The organism is Helicobacter sp. 13S00477-4, from assembly GCF_002272785.1.
GTDB lineage: Bacteria > Campylobacterota > Campylobacteria > Campylobacterales > Helicobacteraceae > Helicobacter_J.
In genome coordinates this window covers 1-20,336 of the sequence record NZ_MLAS01000006.1, presented here as the reverse complement: position 1 = coordinate 20,336, position 20,336 = coordinate 1, and the positions used below count along the sequence as shown (strand labels likewise).

Annotated in this window: 21 protein-coding genes; 12 read left to right on the top strand and 9 right to left on the bottom strand. The window is 33.2% G+C overall.

Annotated features, from left to right (window positions below; translation table 11 throughout):
• The first annotated feature begins 6 nt into the window (after positions 1-6).
• Positions 7-645 carry an ATP-binding cassette domain-containing protein gene (locus BKH44_RS03935; protein ID WP_095270259.1) on the top strand — a complete coding sequence of 213 codons (639 nt, stop codon included), beginning with the start codon at positions 7-9 and terminating at the stop codon, positions 643-645.
• Here BKH44_RS03935 and BKH44_RS03930 read toward each other — a convergent pair.
• Together BKH44_RS03930 and BKH44_RS03925 are read right to left on the bottom strand one after the other, a co-directional pair.
• Complete coding sequence (locus tag BKH44_RS03930; RefSeq protein WP_095270257.1) at positions 642-1,538, bottom strand: tetraacyldisaccharide 4'-kinase; 897 nt, start codon at positions 1,536-1,538, stop codon at positions 642-644. The two genes, BKH44_RS03935 and BKH44_RS03930, sit on opposite strands and share 4 nt — an antisense overlap.
• A 91-nt stretch (positions 1,539-1,629) precedes the next feature.
• Positions 1,630-2,406, bottom strand: a complete 777-nt coding sequence (locus BKH44_RS03925) for an NAD+ synthase (protein ID WP_095270445.1) — start codon at positions 2,404-2,406, stop codon at positions 1,630-1,632.
• Between the two features lie 309 nt (positions 2,407-2,715).
• Between BKH44_RS03925 and BKH44_RS03920 the strand changes: the two genes are divergently transcribed.
• Positions 2,716-3,612: a PDC sensor domain-containing protein gene (locus tag BKH44_RS03920; protein ID WP_095270255.1), complete on the top strand. Its 897-nt coding sequence runs from the start codon at positions 2,716-2,718 to the stop codon at positions 3,610-3,612.
• 7 nt (positions 3,613-3,619) lie between these two features.
• Here the strand turns inward: BKH44_RS03920 and proC are convergent, their stop codons facing one another.
• Entirely contained in the window at positions 3,620-4,408 is a 789-nt protein-coding gene (gene proC / locus BKH44_RS03915) for a pyrroline-5-carboxylate reductase (RefSeq protein ID WP_095270253.1), read from the bottom strand.
• 74 nt (positions 4,409-4,482) lie between these two features.
• A complete protein-coding gene (fliW, locus tag BKH44_RS03910) occupies positions 4,483-4,890 on the bottom strand; it encodes a flagellar assembly protein FliW (RefSeq protein WP_095270252.1) in 408 nt (135 codons plus the stop codon).
• 209 nt (positions 4,891-5,099) lie between these two features.
• Here fliW and bamD point away from each other — a divergent pair, with 209 nt between their 5' ends.
• The 4 genes from bamD (at position 5,100) to BKH44_RS03890 (ending at position 10,377) form a co-directional block, all read left to right on the top strand.
• A complete protein-coding gene (gene bamD, locus BKH44_RS03905) occupies positions 5,100-5,726 on the top strand; it encodes an outer membrane protein assembly factor BamD (RefSeq protein WP_257842589.1) in 627 nt (208 codons plus the stop codon).
• 11 nt (positions 5,727-5,737) lie between these two features.
• Positions 5,738-8,137, top strand: coding sequence for an endopeptidase La (lon, locus tag BKH44_RS03900; protein WP_095270248.1), 2,400 nt, complete (start codon positions 5,738-5,740; stop codon positions 8,135-8,137).
• Positions 8,138-8,279: 142 nt separating this feature from the next.
• Positions 8,280-9,485: a histidinol-phosphate transaminase gene (locus BKH44_RS03895; protein ID WP_219349883.1), complete on the top strand. Its 1,206-nt coding sequence runs from the start codon at positions 8,280-8,282 to the stop codon at positions 9,483-9,485.
• A 64-nt stretch (positions 9,486-9,549) separates the two neighbouring features.
• Positions 9,550-10,377, top strand: coding sequence for a prephenate dehydrogenase (locus BKH44_RS03890; RefSeq protein ID WP_095270246.1), 828 nt, complete (start codon positions 9,550-9,552; stop codon positions 10,375-10,377).
• Between the two features lie 50 nt (positions 10,378-10,427).
• Here BKH44_RS03890 and BKH44_RS03885 read toward each other — a convergent pair whose 3' ends face one another.
• The gene (locus tag BKH44_RS03885) at positions 10,428-10,928 is read right to left on the bottom strand and encodes a flavodoxin (RefSeq protein WP_095270244.1); all 501 of its coding nucleotides are present in this window, start codon (positions 10,926-10,928) and stop codon (positions 10,428-10,430) included.
• Between the two features lie 77 nt (positions 10,929-11,005).
• On the bottom strand, positions 11,006-11,575 hold the full coding sequence (locus BKH44_RS03880; protein WP_095270242.1) for a DedA family protein: 570 nt from the start codon (positions 11,573-11,575) through the stop codon (positions 11,006-11,008).
• Positions 11,576-12,055: 480 nt separating this feature from the next.
• Here BKH44_RS03880 and BKH44_RS03875 point away from each other — a divergent pair, with 480 nt between their 5' ends.
• Both BKH44_RS03875 and BKH44_RS03870 read left to right on the top strand, forming a co-directional pair.
• Positions 12,056-14,626, top strand: coding sequence for an autotransporter outer membrane beta-barrel domain-containing protein (locus tag BKH44_RS03875; RefSeq protein WP_095270241.1), 2,571 nt, complete (start codon positions 12,056-12,058; stop codon positions 14,624-14,626).
• Between the two features lie 176 nt (positions 14,627-14,802).
• Complete coding sequence (locus BKH44_RS03870) at positions 14,803-16,554, top strand: filamentous hemagglutinin N-terminal domain-containing protein (protein WP_095270239.1); 1,752 nt, start codon at positions 14,803-14,805, stop codon at positions 16,552-16,554.
• Positions 16,555-16,640: 86 nt separating this feature from the next.
• Here BKH44_RS03870 and BKH44_RS08785 read toward each other — a convergent pair whose 3' ends face one another.
• The 3 genes from BKH44_RS08785 to BKH44_RS08775 all read right to left on the bottom strand — a co-directional run bounded on the left by BKH44_RS08785 (position 16,641) and on the right by BKH44_RS08775 (position 17,445).
• Positions 16,641-16,793 (bottom strand): hypothetical protein, encoded by a 153-nt coding sequence (locus tag BKH44_RS08785; RefSeq protein ID WP_180674105.1) that lies wholly within the window; start codon positions 16,791-16,793, stop codon positions 16,641-16,643.
• Between the two features lie 241 nt (positions 16,794-17,034).
• On the bottom strand, positions 17,035-17,190 hold the full coding sequence (locus BKH44_RS08780) for a hypothetical protein (protein ID WP_180674104.1): 156 nt from the start codon (positions 17,188-17,190) through the stop codon (positions 17,035-17,037).
• Between the two features lie 111 nt (positions 17,191-17,301).
• A complete protein-coding gene (locus BKH44_RS08775) occupies positions 17,302-17,445 on the bottom strand; it encodes a hypothetical protein (protein ID WP_180674103.1) in 144 nt (47 codons plus the stop codon).
• 283 nt (positions 17,446-17,728) lie between these two features.
• On the opposite strand from BKH44_RS08775, the gene BKH44_RS08955 reads away from it, so the two are divergent.
• The 4 genes from BKH44_RS08955 to BKH44_RS03855 all read left to right on the top strand — a co-directional run bounded on the left by BKH44_RS08955 (position 17,729) and on the right by BKH44_RS03855 (position 19,734).
• On the top strand, positions 17,729-17,854 hold the full coding sequence (locus BKH44_RS08955) for a hypothetical protein (RefSeq protein WP_257842585.1): 126 nt from the start codon (positions 17,729-17,731) through the stop codon (positions 17,852-17,854).
• Positions 17,855-18,346: 492 nt separating this feature from the next.
• Positions 18,347-18,619 carry a hypothetical protein gene (locus BKH44_RS08705; protein WP_180674102.1) on the top strand — a complete coding sequence of 91 codons (273 nt, stop codon included), beginning with the start codon at positions 18,347-18,349 and terminating at the stop codon, positions 18,617-18,619.
• Between the two features lie 42 nt (positions 18,620-18,661).
• Positions 18,662-19,240 carry an ATPase gene (locus tag BKH44_RS03860; RefSeq protein WP_095270441.1) on the top strand — a complete coding sequence of 193 codons (579 nt, stop codon included), beginning with the start codon at positions 18,662-18,664 and terminating at the stop codon, positions 19,238-19,240.
• Positions 19,234-19,734 carry a hypothetical protein gene (locus BKH44_RS03855; protein WP_095270236.1) on the top strand — a complete coding sequence of 167 codons (501 nt, stop codon included), beginning with the start codon at positions 19,234-19,236 and terminating at the stop codon, positions 19,732-19,734. Before BKH44_RS03860 ends, BKH44_RS03855 begins: the two co-directional genes overlap by 7 nt.
• The last annotated feature ends 602 nt before the right edge of the window (positions 19,735-20,336 follow it).

Genomic DNA, 20,336 nt, shown 5'->3' with positions numbered 1-20,336 from the left:
AAAATAATGTTAAAAGCAAATAAAATCTCACACCATTTTGAAACGCTCTTGTATCAGAACCTAAACCTTGAAGTTTTACCAACAGAATCTATAGCCATACTTGGAGTGAGTGGTAGTGGGAAATCTACTATCTTAAACAATCTTTCTACAATGCTCAAGCCAATAAAAGGCACGGTCAATCTTTTTGAATACGAAAATATCTATTCCCTATCACCTAAAAAATTACTAGAAATCCGTCGCTATGATGTAGGTATTATTTTTCAATCACATTATCTATTTCGAGGATTTAGTGGAATAGAAAATCTTAAAATCTCCTCTATTTTATCAGGACAAAAGATTGATGGAGACTTATTAGAATTTTTAGGTATCCAAAAAATACTACATCAAAATGTAGCCGAACTAAGCGGTGGACAACAACAACGTCTCTCAATCGCTAGAGTCTTGACCAAAAAACCCAGAATAATCTTTGCAGATGAACCTACAGGCAATCTTGATAGCACGACAGCACAAAATGTAATGCAAGTCATATTTGAATACATCAAAAACACAAAAAGTATATTAATCTTAGCAACTCACGACGAAGGAATCGCTAAAAAATGCACTCGTGTTTTTCGCCTTCAAAATAAATCATTGTTAGAATATTAAGATTGAATGTATTGCTTGATTTTTGCTTTAATATGACCATCAATATTGAGTGTGAGTTTCATGACACTCAAAGGGATAGGACAATTTTGCAATTTGACTTCATCTTTTTGAGTGATGAGCAATGAAGTAGCATTATATTTTTTTGCCTCTGATTGCAAATAAGGAATGTTAAAATCAGAATGATCAGAAAAAGTCAATTTCCCTATCACATTAGGGATATATTCATCAAGTCTTGAAGGATTAGCAATAGCAGTAACCAATAACATTCTTTGTGTTGCACACTCAATACTCACATCTCTTTTGTAATCAATACCCTCCAATGCAACAATATCAGCTTCTCTATATAAAGATGACTTCTCTCTATAGATACCTGATGGAATACAAAATCTAAAATAAGGTTCTAGCTTTGGCTTTAAGAGAATATTGAGTTTTTTAAACTTGAAGCGAAAACCATCATCAAGGAAGATGATTTTACAACCCAATTCTTGTGCCTTTTTTATGCCTAAAACCCTATTTTTACTCACAATCACAGTCGTATTTTTTGTCATCTTTGCAATGAGATAGGCTTCATCTCCACTTTCTTGTTGATTACAAAGTATTTTACCTCTTTCAGAGACGACTAAAAGTCCTTTTGATTTCCTCTTATATCCTCTAGAGATAATAGCCACATCTTCATAATCTTTTGCGATCTCAATGATAAAAGGAGTCTTCCCACTCCCTCCAGCTACGATATTCCCAACACTAATGATAGGAATCTCAAAATCCCTCAAAAAACCAAAATTACGTCTTAAACTCGCACACAAACAATAAATAAAAGAAAAAGGTAAAAAAATAATTGCAATGATAATTTGGAAAAAACTAGGCTGATAAAAATATCTATCAATCCAACGCATCAACACACCAAAAAAAATCTATTTTCATTAAAATCCCTGTAATTTAAATCACCTTTGGTTTTACGATTCTAATCTGTACTAAAATATTGTTTTATCTGATCTTATAATTAAAAGGTAAAGTTTGCTTGAAAAGATTGTTTTTAATTCTAGGAACAATAGCATTAACGATTTCTTTGTCATACCCCATTGAAAAAAGCTGTTTTATATCTATCTGGGAAAAATCACTATAAATATTGGAAATATCAAGGAGTAGTTTGTCGATTTCTTGATAGCTATAGCCCAATTCTTCTTCATCACTTTGTCCTGCATATAAATCAGCAGTAGGCTTTTTGTCTATGATGTTTTTTGGTATATTGAGTAATTTAGCTAGCTCATAAACTTGTGTTTTAAAAAAATCTCCAATCGGATTGATAGCATAAGCCAAATCTCCATACACTGTCCCATAGCCTAACATCAACTCACTCTTATTGCTAGTTCCCACTACAAGAGCACGGATTTGGTGAGAAAGATCATATAAAAGAGCCATCCTCACACGTGTGCAAAAATTTCCCTTTCGGATAAGATTAGCATCTTTATGATTGATCCTAAATGCCTCATCATACTGAGTGATAGGCTGAATTTGATAAGGGATTTCAAACTGCTCACAAAGTGCAATACCATCAGTCAAGCTTGACTTTGAAGAAGTGATTGAAGGCATTAAAAGTACTTGAAGGTGATTATTAAAAGTCATTTTAGACAATACAGCCACTACTGCACTATCTAAACCACCGCTCACGCCTAAAACGACTCTATTAAAGCCTCGTTTTTTTGCTTCATGATACAAAAAATTTATGAGAGTTTTTACTATGTTTTGTGGTAAAGCAGGCATTTTATTCATTTTGATTCCTATTGTCAGACAAATTTTATTTTTTGTGATTTTATTGTATCTAAAATTTATCAAAATTAGTGAATGAATGGATACTTTAATATAATATAAACCCAAAATTTTCTATCACAAAATTTCATTTTTAAAAGATAATATTCCCTACCTTTTGACTCCAATATATATTTTCTGAATAGGCAAAGGATTGAGTGATTCGTTTATTTTGTTTTATTTGCATAATTTTAAGATTATTTTAAAATTAAAATATTTCATTCTATAGTAAAATATTGCCACAGCAAACAAAAAGGAAAGAAAATGCTCTCAAAAGATATAATCACCTACTCAAAAATACGTTATGAGCTAAGAGCCTACATCTGTTATCTTTTTACCCAAAATATCAAAAACTATAGACCCACAACACTAGAATCTATCCTAACAGCTACCCAAAAGATAAAAGATGAAATAGAAGTAGCTGATTGTATTTATATCCTAGACCCTAAAGGCAACCAAATCCAAAACAACTCAAACCATCAAACTGGAGATAATTTTGCTCATAAAGCCTACTTTTTTGAAGCTATCAGGGATCAAAAATGTGTCCTTACTGACCCTTATCCTTCTCAACTCAATGGCAAGCTTGTCATCACTGCTTCCTACCCAATCTATAATCTCCAAAGAGAGTTATTATTTGTTTTATGTGTCGATATCTCTTTAAAAAAAGCTATCAGCATCAGTTCACCAAGTCGATTTTATAATTTGTTTTCAAATTTCAGCATAGGAATGTATTTTGCCCTCTCTACAATGCTCACACTCATTTCTATCCTTCTTTTCATCAAAGGGATTTCAAGTTTTTGGACTGCATCGGTTCATTTTAGAAGTTTTGATATAAAAGAAGTATTTGAATCTACAATTTTACTCACACTATCTTTGGCTATTTTTGATCTAGTCAAGGCGATTTTTGAAGAAGAAGTTTTAGGAAAAAATATCGGTGAAAGTCATCGTGCTATCCATAAAACAATGATACGTTTTCTTGGTTCTATTGTAATTGCTTTAGCAATCGAAGCTTTGATGTTGGTCTTCAAATTTACCCTTAGCGAACCAGATAAAATCCTCTATGCTGTCTATCTCACTGGTGGCGTTGCAATGCTTTTGATAGGCTTATCAGTGTATGTGAAATTTGCCTATGAAGCGATCAATAAAGATGACAAGCATTAAAATAAATTCAATGCTTTTTCTTAGATTTTTGGACTGCTTCGTGACAAGCTTGAATAAAAGCCCCACGAACCCCCCTATCTTCTAATACATAAAGACCTTCTATTGTTGTCCCTCCCGGACTAGTAATAGAAGCGATAATATCATTAGGCAACTCCTGTGCAAGCAAATGAGAAAAACCTTCAAAAGTTGCCCTCACAAGCTCAGTAGCATCATCGCGTTTGATACCTTCTCTCACACCTGCATCAATAAGTGCTTGAGCTACTAGAGCTAAGAAAGCTGGAGAACTTCCTCCTGTGGCAATAGAAGCATCGACTAAAGCTTCAGAATCAACAAATACAGCACAGCCAAAACTTGAGACTATTTCTTTAGCCTCTTCCCTAATATCTCCTTTTATATACACAGCAGAAGAAGATTTTTGATACCTAGCACCAACATTAGGCATTATCTTTGCATAATTAATACTTGCAAGATGTTTGCTTATCACTTCAATATCCACACCTGCCATGACGCTATATACAGAAGTTGCCTTACCTTTGTATTTAAACTTTTCTAAAGCATATGGTTTCACACATAATATAACAATTTTGCCATCAATATCAATGACATCAGAAAGTTGGTGCACAGAAGCCAAATTATTCAAATTATTTTCATCAATGAAAGTTTGTGCTTTTTTTAAATCACGCCCAGCAATTTCAAAACGATACTTATTCCTTAACTCACTTTTAGCAATGCCACAAGCTATTGCCTTTGCCATACTACCATAACCCACAAAAAGTAATGTTTTTTGTTCTATCATTTTTTATCCTTAACATTTATTATTTTATTTTGAAATAAAATATAATAATTAAGATAACAAAATGAAAATAAAAACTATTTCTTCTCTTCTTGCTTATCTTCCTGATAATATTTTGAAATAGATTCGGCAAGTCCATATTGAGGATATTTTAGACTATCTAAAACTACTTGCCCCATTGTTTGATTATCAAAATTAAAAATCACAGGAGCCAAAAAATTTATAGTAGACTTTTGAATAGGGGTTTGGATAACCATAATATTAGCTGTAAATATATTCTTGCTTTCATCAAGCTCTAACAAAACTTTTAATGCCGTTGGCACATCAAATTCATATTCTCTCAATACAAAAGGATTTACAAGGGTAAAAACAGGGACTTCACTTTCTGCATTACTAAGACGAACAAATATATCATCTATTTTTTCAAGCTTCATCTTAGTAACATCCTCAAAGCCCAATATTGGCGATTTTACATCAAAAATCATAGTTATTAAACCTCATTTCTATAGCCCCTATATTTCTTATTTTCTTTAATAAAATAAAATCTTATCATAAATAATTTAGATTATATCCAAATTTAACCATAAAAATCAATTTTATCCTCATATTTTTTGGAAATAATTCAAATCAGATTAGCTATAATGCTAAAATTAATAGTTTATCATATAGGAGTTTTATGCTTTTTTACAGACAAATGGCTTTTTTGGTTATCTTACTCACTCTATTAGTTGCCTGTGCCAAACAAAACAATGAATACAATAAGCCTGCTTCTTTTTGGTATCAAAGCATACTAAAAGAAATAAAATTTGGCAACCTTGAAGCTGCAGATAACTATTATTCCTCACTTCAAAGCGAACATATCAACTCACCTTTATTACCAGAAGCAATGCTGATTTTAGGGCAAGCACATATGGGTCAAGAAGAATATATCTTGGCTGAATTCTATTTTGATGAATACCTCAAACGATATGGGACAATTCAAAATGCCGACTATATAGCATTCCTCAAGCTACAAGCTCATTACTATGGATTCAAAAATCAAAGCAAAGATCAAGAATTCGTCTCCGACACTATCCAATCGCTAGATGATTTTATCAATAAATACCCCAACAGCCGTTATTTACCATTCGTAGAATATATGCAAGTCAAATTCATATTGGGTCAAAATGAACTCAATAAAGCTATCGCCAATGTCTACAAAAAACAACACAAAAAAGAAGCTTTAAGCAAATACCTTGATAGGATAGATGAAGAATTAGAAAATGAAACCCATCCTAAACCTTCTCATATTCCATGGTATGTCGTCATATTCAATTGGTAAAGGAAATGTAAATGCAAATAAGTAATTTTGGGAATTTTCCCGGTATTATACCTGTCATTATTGAAGATGAAGTTTTTGTGTATCCTTTCATGATAGCTCCAATCTTCATCTCTGATGAAGCTAATATCAAAGCTGCCAATAAAGCAATGGAACAAAACAATCTTGTCTTTGTAAGCTGTGCAAAAAACTCTCAAGAACAAAAAAGATTCAAAGATAGTTTTTATGATGTCGGAGTCATTGGGAACATCATGCGAAAAGTTACACTCCCTGATGGCAGGGTAAAACTACTTTTTCAAGGACTCACCAAAGGCAAAATCCTCTCACTCCAAGATGAAAACCCCCTCCAAGCACTTATAGATGTGATTATCTATAAAGAATACGACGCAGACAAAATAAATGCGATAATGGAAGTTTTAAGAGAAAAAGTTACTAGCCTAGCTAATATCAGCCAATTTTTCCCTCCAGATATGCTCAAAACCATTGATGATAATGATGACCCCAATCGAATCATCGACCTCATAGCTTCTACCCTCAGGCTCAAAAAAGACCAATCCTACAAACTCTTTGCAAGCAACGATACTGAAGAAAGGCTTTTATCACTCATTGATATGGTCATAGAAGAAATCCAAACCCAAAAACTCCAAAAAGAAATCAAGAGCAAAGTCCATAATAAAATGGAACAAATTAACAAAGAATACTTCCTCAAAGAACAACTCAAGCAAATCCAAAAAGAACTAGGGGTAGACAAACAACGAGATGAGGAAATCAATCAATACTATCAAAAACTCGAAAAAATCAAGCCTTTTATGGAAGAAGATGCCCACAAAGAGGTCAAAAAACAAATTGATCGCCTCAATAGAATGCATCAAGACAGTGCTGATGCTAACATTATTCAAAACTACATTGAATGGGTACTTGAAATCCCTTTTGGCAAGATGAGTAAAAAAAAGCTCTCAATCAAAAATGTTCAAAAACAACTTGATAAAGATCATTACTCACTCCAAAAACCAAAAGAAAGAGTCGTTGAATATTTTGCAGTTAAAGAATTGCTCAGCTTAAGGGATAAAAATAATACAGAAGGAAAAGGCACGATATTATGTTTTTATGGACCTCCAGGAGTAGGAAAAACTAGCCTTGCGAACTCTATTGCCAAAGCGATTGGGCGTCCGTTAGTAAGGATAGCATTAGGAGGACTTGAAGATGTAAATGAATTAAGAGGGCATAGACGCACTTATTTGGGAGCTATGCCTGGAAGAATCGTACAAGGTCTGATTGAAGCTAAAGAAATGAATCCAGTGATAGTGCTAGATGAAATTGATAAAGTTGGCAGGAGTATGCGTGGAGATCCCACAAGCGTTTTACTAGAGATACTTGATCCTGAACAAAATGTCGCCTTTAGAGATTATTACACCAATTTTAATCTTGACCTTTCTAAAATCATCTTTATTGCCACAGCAAATGATATTTTTAATATCCCAGTTCCGCTACGTGATAGAATGGAATTCATCAGTGTTTCGAGTTATACACCTCAAGAAAAAGAAGAAATCGCAAAAAAATACCTTATCCCTCAAGAGCTCAAAAAACATGGTCTCAAGTCAAGTGAAATCACTCTGAATTCACAAGCTATCAAACTCATCATCGAAAAATACACTCGCGAAGCAGGCGTAAGGAATCTTCGTCGAACTATTGCAACTATAATGAGAAAATGTGCTAAAAATATTCTTCAATCCAAAGAAACATTCAAAAAAATCACCATTACTCCAAAAGAAATACCTCAATACTTGGATAAAATCGTCTTTGAAATTGATGAAATTGCCAAAGAAAACAAAATTGGCATCATCAATGGACTAGCTTGGACAAGCGTGGGTGGAGATGTCCTCAAAATTGAATCCATCAAAATCAAAGGAAAAGGACTCTTAACCCTTACAGGTAGTCTTGGGGATGTGATGAAAGAATCTGCTCGTATCGCATTTTCTGTGATAAAAGTCCTCATTGATTCAGACACCCTCAAAATCACACAAAAAAAATCTAAAAAAATAAAAAAAGACCAAGAAACTCAAATCTATAACCTCTATGATATACACATACATGTCCCAGAAGGTGCCACACCAAAAGATGGACCAAGTGCAGGTATCGCTTTAGCAAGCTCAATCGCTTCAATTTTATGTGAGAAAAAAACCCGATCTGACATAGCAATGACTGGTGAACTAACACTTACTGGAGCTGTTTTGCCTATCGGCGGTCTCAAAGAAAAGCTCATCGCTGCACACAAAGCAGGGATAAAAAAAGTCCTCATCCCAGAAAAAAATTATAAAAGAGACCTCATTGATATGCCTGAAGAAGTCAAACAAGAAATCGAAATTCTACCTGTAAAGACCATAGAAGAAGTCCTCAAAGAAGTTTTAATCTAACTTGGCATAAAACAAGAATCTTTATATAAATTTTTTGTTACTTTTTTGGACATTTATTGAAAATCTCATGATTTTTTCCAACACAATCAATCCTTTAAATGCTAGCATATAAAAATATACTTTCAAAATAAAGGAGATTATCATGACTTCTTCAGATATCATCAAGCAAAATACACCAAAAAATATCCAAAGACGCGATATATTAAAAACTTCAGGGCTATTATTTGGAAGCTTGCTTTTAGGAGGTCTCCCATCTGCCCTAGAAGCAAAACCTGATAAAATCATCAAACCCACACAACAAAATCCATTGATACTAGATTCTAATGAAAATTCACTTGGAATGTCACCAAAAGCAAAAGAAGCTATTTTAGAAGAAATCCCTAACGCATTTAGATATCTACGTTATGACGAACACACAATATGGATGGATCTGATTGAAACCTTAGGGACAAATTTCAACCTCAAAAAAGAAAATATCATTTTAGGAAATGGCTCCTCAGGCACAATACATTCCACCATACAAGCCCTAGCTGCCAAAGCGACTCAAGCAAAAATACCCATCCAACTCATTGTCCCAGAGTTGACTTTTGAACTCGCCCAATACTATGCAAAACCCTTAAACATCCCTATAGTCAAAGTCGCACTTGATGATGAAATGAACTTTGATCTGAAAAAAATGCACCAAAGTGCTGATAACTTCAAGGGACTTTCTATCGTCTATATATGCAATCCAAATAATCCTACAGGAACCATCACTCCAAGCACAAAACTTGATAAATGGATAGAAAAAGCCCCTTCAAATACCTTTTTTATGATTGATGAAGCTTATGGTGAATTTGTACAAGACCCTGAATTCAAAAGTGCGACAAATTGGATCAAAAAAGGCAAAAAAAATCTCATTGTCATTAAAACATTCTCAAAAATATATGCCCTTGCAGGTTTAAGGATAGGCTATGGCATTGCTATGAAAGACACGATTGATCATATCAATCAATTTGCCGAAGTAGACAATATCAATTCACTCGCCGCAGCTGCAGCCCTAGCTTCCCTAAAAGATAAGGTGTTTTTTCAAAAAAGTTTCAAATCCAATCAAATTGCTAGAAAAATGCTCGAAAACACACTCAATGAACTCAAAATAAAATACCTTCCCTCACAAGCAAACTTCCTCTTTTATCAAATAAAAGGAGACCTTAAGACCTACCAAAAAAGGATGAAAGATTCCCACATACTAGTTGGACGAGAATTCCCTCCATATCTAAATTGGAATCGTATATCCTTAGGCACCCCTGATGAAATGGAAATCTTCACTGCCACTTTAAAATCCTTCCGCAAAAAAGGCTGGATATAAGTCTTCAGACATAAATCTCCTTGAGTTTTAGTTATAATAAAATTTATAAACTTTAGGAGATATTATGCAAGCAGGTATCATAGGTCTAGGACTCATTGGTGGGTCAATGGGGCTTGCCCTAAAAGAAACTAAAATATTCAAAACAATCTTAGGCTATGACACTAATGCGTTGCATACACAACAAGCATTGTCTTTAGGGCTAGTGGATGAATGTGTTGAGTTTGATGAAATCCAAACTTGCGATGTGATTTTTCTAGCTACTCCTGTAGATGCAATCATACAAACTCTCCAAACTTTTGACAAAATCTCTACCCACACTACAATCATTGATCTTGGTGGAGCGAAAGAAAAAATCATCAATGCCATTCCCCAAAGAATAAGAAAAAATTTTATTGGCACCCATCCAATGAGTGGCACAGAATTCTATGGACCAAAAGCAGCCTTCAAAGACCTCTTCAAAAATAAAATCATTATCCTCACAGATTTAGAAGATAGCGGAGAATTTCAAATCGCTTTTGCAAAAGAGATTTTTATCTCTATTGGGATGCGTCTCATCAAAATGAATGCCAAAGACCATGATAAACACATCGCACTCATCAGTCATCTCCCTCATATCATCAGCTACGCACTTGCTAATACCGTCCTTTCCCAAGAAGACCCCCAAACTATCCTAGCTCTTATCGGAGGAGGATTCAAAGATATGAGCCGTATCTCAAAAAGTTCTCCAATCATGTGGAAAGACATTTTCAAACAAAACAAAACAAATCTACTTGATTCAATCAATTTATTTACAGAAGAATTATTTTTAGCAAAAAAACTTATAGAAGAAGAAGAATGGGAAGAGCTTAAAGCTTGGATGGCAAAAGCCAACACACTTCAAAATTTTATGTAAAATCCAGATATTAAAAGCTTATTTTCATTGGACAAAAGCCCAATGAAAAATCAAGCAAACTTCGATTTGATATCATCAACCCAAGCATTGATACGTTCATCAGTAAGATCATCTTGATTGTCTTCATCAATCGCTAAACCGACAAATTTAGAACCATCAACAGCCTTAGAATCATCAAAAGTATAGCCATCTGTAGAAGTCTGACCAATGATTTTGCCACCCTTAGCCTTATCATACAAATGATAAAGTGCATCGCAAAAAGTATCGCTATAAGTATCTTGATCACCAAGCCCTACGAGAGCAACATTCTTACCTCCAAAATCACTCTCATCCAAAGAACCAATAAAGTCCTCCCAATCAGTCTGCAAATCACCACTGCCATAAGTAGAGCTTGCTAAAATCAGGTTATCAAAGCCTTTTAATTGATCTTTTGAAGCTTTTGCAACATCGATAAGCTCAACATTGTCTTTGCCTAATTTATCAGCGATTTTTTCGCACACTGTTTGGGTATTACCACTATCACTGCCGTAAAAAATTCCTATTTTTTTCATATTATTATCCTTTTGAAATTATTTTTTTGGATTTTTTATTATACAGAAAAAAGACCCTTAAGGAATAAAAAATCTTTTCATTTTTTGCTGAATTTTTTGAGCAAAATCCACACAATCAAAGCAATAATGATAAAAATCAAAGGCATCAAATATGGCATCTCACCTATTTTGGAAAAAATCTTTTTGATAACCTCACTAGCAAAAAATGCCACCAATCCAAGTAATACAGCCCATACCCCACAAGAAAATACATTCAATATTAAAAATTTCTTCAAATCATATTTACTCAATCCAATAGCAATAGGCACAATAGTCTTGACTCCATAAATATATTTATTGACAAAAATCAACCAAACACCATATTTCTTCAGCCATAAATATGTAAGGGCGACTTTCCTACGGTGTTTTGAAAAATATTTCATTACCTCAGTTTTTTGATACTTTCCTAACAAAGCCAAAACACTACTCCCAAAAGTGTTACCCAAAAATGCTACCAATATCGACATCCCTATATCCATACTCCCTGAAGAACTCAATATACCAGCAACGACGATACCCACATAGCCACTACCCATACAATATACAAATAAAAGTAAATACCCCCAAGTCTGGAAATGATCTTGAAAAGCCTGTATCGTTTCTTGCATTATTTGCCTTTTTTAAATTTAGTTTTTGATTCTATCAAAAAATAACAACAAACACCATATCCCTAACCCTTTGTGGCAAGAAAGTTCTCATATAAAAAACAATTAAAAGTATAAATATATATTAAAAATAAAATTATTAATACTTTTATTTTTAATATATATGGGGGGGGGGGGGTATGATAAACAACCTAACTCAATTAAAAATAATTTTTTATTCATTTTTAATTGACAAATCATAGGATTTTATTTTATAATTGCACTCTTAATAGGATAAATCGAAAATTTCATTGCGTAATAAAAAATGCAAGGAAAAAAAAATGAATTCACCATCAAGAAAATTATCAGCTATCTTATCTTTAGCACTATTAGGAGGGGGGGGGGGCATATAACGAACTCAGTGCAGCTAACTCAGCTTTATCTCCCATTTCTTTAGAACTTTCGATTGCAAATGCATCATCTTTTGATCCCGCAAAAGCCCAAATGCAATATGAACTCCTAATATCTAAGGTTTACAATTACCAAGATGATATATTGAAACTCAATACAGATCTTCAAACCGCAATCCAAAATTCTTCTTCAGAAACTTCTAGCAAGCTAACACAAATCAACTATCTCAACACACAAAAAAACTTTTTTCAATCTGATTTAAACGAACTACAACAAAAAAATAATACTATCACCAATAGTATGAAAAGTTTAAAATACAAAGACATAAACTCTTATAACAATCAAATCAACACTAAGAAAAAAGAGTTTGATAACACCCTAACCAAACTGAGTAATCTGGTCTTAATCAAAAGCAATCAAGACACACTCAATGCCCTCAATAAAGTCAACACAGCACCAAACAATCCAAGTACAGCTACTTTAAATAATCAATTAGTTGCAACGACCAATACTTTGAATACTGCACTTCAACAGCAAGTCAATCTCAATAACAACAAACTTGCAAGAGAAATCAATCTCATTAGAATGAAAGATCTTCAAGAACAAATGGTTATCATAAATCAAAATATCTCAAGCATAAACTCACAGTTGACAAAAAATAATCAAAAACGAGAAAATGAAATGAAATCGTTTCAAAATTCACATAATCAAGCAAATACTACTGCAACATCAATTTCTACTGATTTTGCCAATATCCAAACCGGAACTCGCAAAGTTGAAGAAGAAATAGATAAACTTACAAATTATATTAATAATAGTAAAGCTTTAAATCCATACACAAATCCTGGTATACAAATAAATATAGCTTATATGAAACAATATGCACAAAATGGACAAAAGAAAATCCCTGAGCTCCAAAAACAAGAACTCGACGCTGGCAAACATTTTGGTGCTGCTAACACTTTAGCAGAACAAGCAAGCACTCTGACGATCCAATCCCTATCATTCAACGATGAAAAAAAGAAACTTGAAAAGAAAATCAATGAGCTTTCATCACACATCCTACCATCAGGAATAATCGCAGATTCTGATATTGCCGCTGTAAACAATCAAATCAAAACCCTTCAAAACAAACTTGCTGATATCAATAAACAATTAGGCAAAAATTCTGTCGATCTCAAGCCCATTGCTGATGAAAAAACAAGATTGCAAAATCAAGTCAATACTCTAAAAAAAGCAGTAGGCATTACAAGAAATATCACAGATACAGATATCAATAATACTAAAACAACCCTCCTTAATATCCGAACAGAGCTTGAGACACTCAATAAAGAAAATTCAACTCTAAATAGTTATCTGCAAGCTATAAAAGAAAATGGCACAAAATTGACTAAACTTAACAATGAAATTGCAACTCTTGATAAAAAAATCAAGGATCTTCAATCTGGGAATGCTGATATAAACAAAATCAATCAAATCAAAAATAAAATCAAACAAACCCAAAAAGAATACATTGATTCCTTAGAATATATGTCTAAACTATCGATAGCTCGAAAAGTTTTGGAAGAAAAACAAGCTCAAGTGATAAAAACTGTCAATACCCAACAACAAAGTCTTAACTCACTTTCTTCCTCTGCTTCATTGAACAGTCAAATACTAAGCTTTGCTTCAGGACTCAGCACCCAAACCAGATTAGCTAAGCTCAGCAATCCCTCTTCTCAAGATATAAGATTTTCAGAATGGATTGATAAAATGAAAGGAAAAGCATTAGCCGCTAATAATACAAACAAAACAGTTGGCTCTGATGTATCTCCAACTATCTATTCTTATGACAAATTAAGATTGAATTCTGTGAATAACCTATGGATCAATCTTGGTTCTTTAGGTGGGACTAGCAATGGTATCAAAAATATTGCAGGCACACTTTCTATAGGCTATGATGCTTTCATCAAAAATATCATCTTAGGATTGTATGGCACATATGCTTATACAACCAATTCCATATCTAATTCTTCTTCAAAAAACACTAGTCATAGTGGTGATTTTGGGGTATATACAAGAATATTTGCAGGCAAGAGTGAGATTGATTTAAGCGTTGGGGAAGTGGTAGGTTATAATGAGTTGAACTTCAAAGATAATGTATTGAATACAACCTTGAATGGCAACAATCTAGGACTTCAAACTCATGTTGATGCCACCTATGGGTATGTATTCAATATATCAAAAAATGATTGGTTTGTGAAACCATACATAGGTGTGGGATACAACTATGGAACTAATGATGCCCTCAAAGCAACATCTGATAATCCTGATATTTCAATGGATGTTTCTGCATACCAAACACAGTTTATCTCAGGAAATATAGGGGTAGAACTCAGGAAATATTTTGACAACAATCAATCTTATTTCTTCATTTCACCAGAATTTTATCAAGGAGTCGTATTGTCAAACAATCAAAAGACTCAAACAAGGATATATTCAACCTATTTCAATTCATCTTATGGTGATTTTGAAGATAATAAATTTGATACTGCCTTTGTATTGAAGGCTGGAGGAGAATGGCAAGCAAGTCAAAATACTTTCCTTAATGTTTCTATAGGAGCAAAACTTGGGAATATCTCTCAATATGCAACAGTAAGCATCGGAGGAAGGTGGAAATTCTAATGCCTTATCTCTTAAGGGGATTTTTCCTCTTAGCCTTTATCCTAAAATATCTTTTTAATTTTTTAACCTAAACTTAAGCAACCTTATTTTAATATCACGCTATTTTAATATCAAATATCAATTAATAATTAAATTTTTATGTCTTTGAATAAGTAATTTATCAAATGAGGGAATGATTGATTCAAATAAAAAAATCACCATATATTTTGGAAACAAAAATCCAATACCTCAAAGATTTTGTTTTCAAAGTTTTTCAAATGCCTATTTTTTTTCTTTATGCTTTAAGTTTTTGTTCTATCTTGTTGGCTGAGCCTGCTTTGATACCGACTATAAGTCCCAATGAGGGCATAATGCCCATCATTCCTGATACTTCCAAAGCTCAATTTGCCCCTTCAATAGATACTTCTACAAACAACATCCCCATCATCAATATCACAGCCCCCAATCAAATAGGGATTTCTAACAATCATTACTTGGACTTTAATGTGAATGCAAGGGGTATCATCATCAATAACTCTATAGAATCCATCACATCAACTCAATTATCTGGATTCATCACTTCGAATCCAAACTTATCAAACTCTGAAGCTAACCTTATTTTAAATCAAGTTACTTCCACCCATTCTTCTATATTAAAGGGTAGTCTTGAGATTGCAGGCAAACAAGCAGGACTTATCATTGCTAATCCTAATGGCATCACTTGTCAAGGTTGTGCTTTCATCAATACTGGTGATTTGACCCTTTCTACAGGCTTAATAACAAAAAATAAATCCATACCTCAATCCTCTATTATCCCAAACCCTTCAAGACTAGCCCAGCTTCAAGACAACCAAAATTTGAAACACAACTTTTCTTTGAGGGTGCAAAAAGGACACATCAATATTGATTCTTTGAATGCCTTCCCTTCAACTTCACTCAACCTCTTAGCCAAATCTTTGAGTATCCATCAAAAACTCTATGCCAAAGAACTCAATATTATTTTAGGTTCTAATCAAATCAGTCTTGATGAGAAAGGAGCTTTGCTCTTATGGCAGCCCATAGAATCTAAAGACATCACTTCCAAACAAGAAGAGTTCAAACTTGCCCTTGATGTAGCTTATTTAGGTGGGGTTTATGCCAATTCTATTTACCTCATTGCTTCCTGTGCCAATTCTCTCATTGACAATAAGGGTATTATGGCTACCTTCCCATCACTCAAAGAAGGGGATGGAGGGTTTGTCATCCAAAGCAATGGCAAGATTGAAATAACTTCAGCTTATATTGATAATAATTATCCTAATTTTTCTCAAAATATATATCCTGTTGCTTTTGAATCCATTCAATCTATTGGAATTGAAGCTAAAGATAATGCTCCTGAGCCTCATTTTAAATACAATAGAGGCTTTTTTGCTTCCAAAGATTTATCCATCCAAACCTATTCTTTGAATAACCAATCTTTCATCCAATCAGCAGGCTCTATATTGATAAAAACACAAGAAGAGCTACAAAATTCTGGGGTTATCATCTCTAAGCAAAATTTAAAACTCTCTGCTTCTACCCTCTCAAATATCAAAGGACTCATTTATGCTAAAGATGCTTTTTTGATTGCTTCTAACCTTTACAACCAAGATAAAGCCTTCATTATTTCTGACAATATTTCTATGCAAGCCCATACCCTTTTTAATGATGAAGCTTTTATCTATGCAACACACTCTTTAGACATTCAAGCTGCAAATATCCATAACAAAGTCAAGCTAAAAACTCAAAAAATCTTAATCGAACAAACACACATCACCAAAGGGGATTGGGAAGGATATGATGAGGATGATGAAGAAGATGACACAGGTGAGCTTGATCCTATTAGGTTCTTAAGGGATGGGGATGTTGATTTTGAACGTTTGGTGTATGAAGATAGATTAGACACAGCTGCTTATAAGCCATCATCATAGGCTCTGCCCAAATCTTAAAAATCCAAGCCCAAAGCCTAAAAAATGATGATGGCTTACTCATTTCTCCTGATTCATTTTATGATGTTTTAGATTTTAGCAATAACCTCTTTGAAGCCAAACAAACCATACAAGATAAAGGAAGGCAAGCAAGGTATTTTACAGAGATAATCCATGAAAGCACTTGTAAAGGGCTTGATTATATTAGCCTTTGCATAATCCAAAGCCATCAAGAAGAGCATAAAAATACTTATTTGAGGGTCTTTGATGATTATTACAAAATAACAAACAAAAAATTTGATAGAGCAATTACTAAAAATATTTATAATACTATATAGTATAAGGTTAAATAATAAAATTTTATTGAACTTTAAAATTTATTATCGCTATTCTATCTATAAAAATCTTATTTGTCAAATAATGAAAATAAAATTTATTATTTTGAATTACAATCTACAAAAATCTTAAAATCCAAAAAATCCATTATTTGAGTGTGAGGGGGGAGGGATGGGGGGATGGGGATGGATACCCCCCCATCCCCAAAATAAACCAAATACCAACACATTCATAACCCTTCCAAAATAAACCAAATACCAACACATTCATAACCCTTCCAAAATAAACCAAATACCAACACATTCATAACCCTTCCAAAATAAACCAAATACCAACACATTCATAACCCTTCCAAAATAAACCAAATACCAACACATTCATAACCCTTCCAAAATAAACCAAATACCAACACATTCATAACCCTTCCAAAATAAACCAAATACCAACACATTCATAACCCTTCCAAAATAAACCAAATACCAACACACAAACATACCCAAGCCAAATAAAAGCATCTGATATATCTTCTAGCTCTAAGCGAAGGAGGGTGATTGACAATAAAACTAGCACAACCCAAATTTTAAAAGGGTTGGCGTGAAGTGGTATGAGGGAGAATATCGTGTATGGGTAGGGTGTAAAATGTTAGGGTAGTAAGAGGAGTTTAGTGAATAAACTTATCAAATCCACAAGAATCAAAACCCAACCCAACAAATAAAGACACAACCACTTTTACAATTTGCCAAAGACAGAGGGTTGTGTGGGTTAGTGGTAAGCGGGGTGTGAAAAGCCCAAGAATCCGAAGCCAAAAAAGCAATGAAATAGGAATGAGAATAAACCCATTTTGATAAACGCAATCAATCCCTACCAAGCAAGCCGAAAAATATCAAAAGTAGAGAAAATCAAAGCCCTAAGACCTTATTACAACACAGGACAATTAAAGTTTATCCATAGTGCAAAAGACAATTAGCCAAAACCCAATCTTGAAACTAAACCTGAGCCAAATATTTCACATTTAAAGAGGGTATAAACCCTCGCCTTTGAATGGTTTACACTTAAGGGTAATGCGGAATTAAAACAAGAAGCATTAGGGTAGTGAGAGGAAGAGTGTTTTTATCTAGGCTTGTATCTATCATAAAATATTTAGGCAAGTAAGTAAGTTTTAGATATGGGTTTTGGCACAAATTGGATAAATGATTTGGCACACTTTGGATTATAACCTATTGAATAAAGTAAATAAGGGATTTTTAAGTGTGCTTATATCTTTTAATATAAAAGTTAGTCTCATAATGTTATTTATTTTGATAAATAAATATTAAGTTTAAATTAAGATAAAAAACTTCATAATTCAAATTGACTTGTATGAATTTTTTGCATTTTTGACAATCTGTTAAAATATTAGGGTCTTTTGTGCAAAAAAGAGGTAAAAAAGATTCAGGGATTTTATTTTAAATGGATAAATTTGATTTTTGGATTTTATAAAATCCACTATTTTAAAAATAAAAAATTTAAATGCGGCGGCGGTATCGCTGAGATAGCAGGAAATATTTTAAAAATGGATAAGGAAAATCATGACGGCTTTAGAGATACAAAAGCACTCGAAGGAATACCGACCCAAAGAGCTAGCGAAGTGCAAAGGGCTAGGGATAGAGACCTAAGAGCTTCAAAACCTACTCAATCAATACAATCGGTAGTAGAAGTTTACCCCGCTCATAGGAGAGATACAAGCATATAGCGACGCTTATTGACTAGTGATGAAGGGAGAGGAAAAAGAGATATGAACCTGAGTAAAGACAACCCAATAGCCAATATATTTGCTGGTGTGGATGGGTCAGGTAAAACGACCCTGTATTATGATAAGCTAGAAAGAAAAAAACACTTTGGCTATAGGATAAATATCGATGAGATAGTCAGTAGCTTCGGGGACTGGCGAGAGGAAAAAGACCAATTTAGGGCAGGTAAAATCGCTTGTCTTATGTTGGAAAAATGTATCAAAAAACAAATTAGTTTCAATCAAGAAGTTAAAAATATTTATAAAGATGATTTTATAGAGCTAAGAGGCAAGGGTTATAAAATTCATCTTTATTATGTGGGTGTGGATAGTGTGGAAATCGCTAAACAAAGGGTAGCAATGAGGGTAGCAAAAGGCGGGCATGATATAGCTCATAGCGTGATTGAAAAGCGTTATATTCAATCCTTTTATAACCTAAATGAAGTGATAGATTTATGTGATGAAATTTATTTATATGATAATTCTGTGTCCTTAAGGTATGTAGGTAGGATTAGAAAAAATCAATTTGAAAGTAAAAATATAATTGAGACCATGCCAAAATGGATACAAAGAATTGAATGCTAAAAACTAGAGATGAATTTAAAAAGATTTTAGATAAATATATGTTGGATATATGTGCTCGTATGGCATATCATACTATCAGGGAATCACACGCAAACCCTAATCAAATCAATTCAATAATATTTTATGATTATATACCTGAAGCGATGAGGGTAGTAGATTTTTATGAAGTGCATAATTATAAAAAATTAGGGTTGAAAATGGTAGAATCTTTGATATTGGGACAAAAACTAAATGATGATTTGCTTGGTGAATTCAACAGTATCCTAAAAACAAATACTTCAAGTGCATATGATTGGCATTTTCTTTATAATTGGTTAGAACGTAAGAATGATAATTATGGATACAGTGTATTAGGAAAATTTTTAATGATATATTCTTGCTTCGAACAAGGATTATTGCCTGTGGTAATAACAAGAGAAGAAGAAGAGAGGTATGATAAAATCGTAGATAATCACGATTTAATGAAATTTATGGTATTGGCTAAAGATTTGTAACAAAATGAATTAAACTTGTGGGATTGGGAAGATAGGTTTTATATTTGCTATGAAAGCATAAATGAGGACTAGATACTAAAAAACACAAAGGGTTAAACCTTCGTGTTTATCTTAGGATTAATATAACTTGTTTATTAATAAACAAAGTAGTATAATCATCACTAAGATATGTTTCAGTATCTTAAGTAATGGCATACTTACCACCTCATTTCGAGGTCATAAATTTACCAAAAGAGGTTGCTGTCCTCGTTTGGTACAACCTCATTTATATTATACATAAAACAACTAGACTAGCAGGCAAATACCCAAACAAAATAATCTTATAATGCACAAATAGGAAGTATGCGGGTAAAATCTTGGTATCATTGGCATTTAGTTTTAAAAATCTGTGATTATAAAAATATCCCTGCCCTGCCTTCACTTAGGATATATTGATAATAAGTGGTAACCTCATAGAAAAAGGTTATAATATCAAAAAAGCTAAAAAAGGATTTTGAGATGACTTTAATTATTGAAAATTTAGATGATAAGTTTGTCCCTGCGTTCAAAAGCCTAGCTAATGTGTTGAATGCTAAAGTAAAAGATACCCAAGCATTAGAGTG

What these genes read in the sequence shown, in the direction of transcription:
- BKH44_RS08780 (WP_180674104.1), bottom strand. Translation starts at nt 17,190, where the DNA reads ATGTGTTGGTATTTGGTTTATTTTGGAAGGGTTATGAATGTGTTGGTA.
- BKH44_RS03880 (WP_095270242.1), bottom strand. Translation starts at nt 11,575, where the DNA reads ATGCAAGAAACGATACAGGCTTTTCAAGATCATTTCCAGACTTGGGGG.
- BKH44_RS03935 (WP_095270259.1), top strand. Translation starts at nt 7, where the DNA reads ATGTTAAAAGCAAATAAAATCTCACACCATTTTGAAACGCTCTTGTAT.
- BKH44_RS03920 (WP_095270255.1), top strand. Translation starts at nt 2,716, where the DNA reads ATGCTCTCAAAAGATATAATCACCTACTCAAAAATACGTTATGAGCTA.
- BKH44_RS03860 (WP_095270441.1), top strand. Translation starts at nt 18,662, where the DNA reads ATGAACCTGAGTAAAGACAACCCAATAGCCAATATATTTGCTGGTGTG.
- BKH44_RS03895 (WP_219349883.1), top strand. Translation starts at nt 8,280, where the DNA reads ATGACTTCTTCAGATATCATCAAGCAAAATACACCAAAAAATATCCAA.
- fliW (WP_095270252.1), bottom strand. Translation starts at nt 4,890, where the DNA reads ATGATTTTTGATGTAAAATCGCCAATATTGGGCTTTGAGGATGTTACT.
- BKH44_RS03855 (WP_095270236.1), top strand. Translation starts at nt 19,234, where the DNA reads ATGCTAAAAACTAGAGATGAATTTAAAAAGATTTTAGATAAATATATG.
- BKH44_RS03875 (WP_095270241.1), top strand. Translation starts at nt 12,056, where the DNA reads ATGCAATATGAACTCCTAATATCTAAGGTTTACAATTACCAAGATGAT.
- BKH44_RS03925 (WP_095270445.1), bottom strand. Translation starts at nt 2,406, where the DNA reads ATGCCTGCTTTACCACAAAACATAGTAAAAACTCTCATAAATTTTTTG.
- BKH44_RS08785 (WP_180674105.1), bottom strand. Translation starts at nt 16,793, where the DNA reads ATGCTCTTCTTGATGGCTTTGGATTATGCAAAGGCTAATATAATCAAG.
- proC (WP_095270253.1), bottom strand. Translation starts at nt 4,408, where the DNA reads ATGATAGAACAAAAAACATTACTTTTTGTGGGTTATGGTAGTATGGCA.
- BKH44_RS03885 (WP_095270244.1), bottom strand. Translation starts at nt 10,928, where the DNA reads ATGAAAAAAATAGGAATTTTTTACGGCAGTGATAGTGGTAATACCCAA.
- bamD (WP_257842589.1), top strand. Translation starts at nt 5,100, where the DNA reads ATGGCTTTTTTGGTTATCTTACTCACTCTATTAGTTGCCTGTGCCAAA.
- BKH44_RS03930 (WP_095270257.1), bottom strand. Translation starts at nt 1,538, where the DNA reads ATGCGTTGGATTGATAGATATTTTTATCAGCCTAGTTTTTTCCAAATT.
- BKH44_RS03890 (WP_095270246.1), top strand. Translation starts at nt 9,550, where the DNA reads ATGCAAGCAGGTATCATAGGTCTAGGACTCATTGGTGGGTCAATGGGG.
- lon (WP_095270248.1), top strand. Translation starts at nt 5,738, where the DNA reads ATGCAAATAAGTAATTTTGGGAATTTTCCCGGTATTATACCTGTCATT.